This window comes from Staphylococcus sp. GDY8P94P (assembly GCF_017892255.1).
In the GTDB taxonomy this organism is placed as follows: Bacteria; Bacillota; Bacilli; order Staphylococcales; family Staphylococcaceae; genus Staphylococcus; species Staphylococcus cohnii.
Genome location: NZ_JAESKU010000004.1, coordinates 565 through 1,533 on the forward strand (window position 1 = coordinate 565; position 969 = coordinate 1,533).

The 969-nt window shown below is 30.0% G+C and carries 1 protein-coding gene; it reads right to left on the minus strand.

Annotation, left to right across the window (positions count from 1 at the left end; genetic code table 11):
• Nucleotides 1-247: 247 nt before the first annotated feature.
• A partial coding sequence (locus tag KA926_RS03450) for a protein rep (protein WP_204178115.1) occupies nucleotides 248-969 on the minus strand: 722 nt, incomplete at its 5' end.

A 969-nucleotide genomic window follows, 5' to 3' on the forward strand; every position in this document is an offset into this window, starting at 1 on the left:
AAGCCAGAAAAACGATATAGCTCTTTTATATATTTTTCTAATTTGATTGGAACTCCCTAAAATTTATATAACTTAAAAAGTTAAATTGTTTATCTCATTTTTTGTACATAACCAGTGGCGAATTTTTCAGACACTGCCCATTTACATGCAAATTAAAATTTTCAAGGTAAAACTGGTCAACCATGCCGGTTGAACGCTATAGTTCCTGCAGGGGCAAAAATACATAAAAAAAACGCTAGCTTTTAAGCTAACGTTTCAAATCTTTTAAGTAATAATTTTGTTTTTCAAAATTCCAAATTGCAGTAATTGAATGTGCTTTTTCTTCTTCATCTGTCGTTTTATCTTCGTCGCTTGTATTAATCAAATTGCCATCTTCGGCATCGTCTAAATTTAAAATTTTATGTTTTTGTTTAAGCAAACCACCATAACTCAACATACGTTTTCGGTATAAACCTTTTTCTAAATCATTTACGATTTCTTGATTTTTTTCATCATCATCAGTTAAAAAATCAGATGACTTAACCGAGTATTTTGAAGTTTCTTTGATTGCTGCTTGAATATCTTTATCGCCTTTTTGGTTTGGTTTGATCGCTTTAATATTTGCTACTGGTCGATAATTAACTTGTAATGCTTTTTGCCATAAATCGACCCATTCCGTCTGCGTAATATAATTTTCTTTTTTTCTAAAATACGCATTTTCAACGCATAACAAAACGTGCATATGTTGATTATAACTACCGTCATTTTTATTAACTGTTACTTCAGTTGAGCGTAAAAATCCTACCAAATTCTTTTTAACTTTTGTATACATCTTTAATTTATTAAAAGCCTTAGACATATGCTTTAAACTTTGTTCTAAATGGTCACCGTCTATTGCATTTTTAGTCGATAAAGTAAGAAATAACCAACGAGCAGTTGGCTTTTCTTTAACCACTTCTTCAATCACTTTTTGAGCTTGATAACTATTTT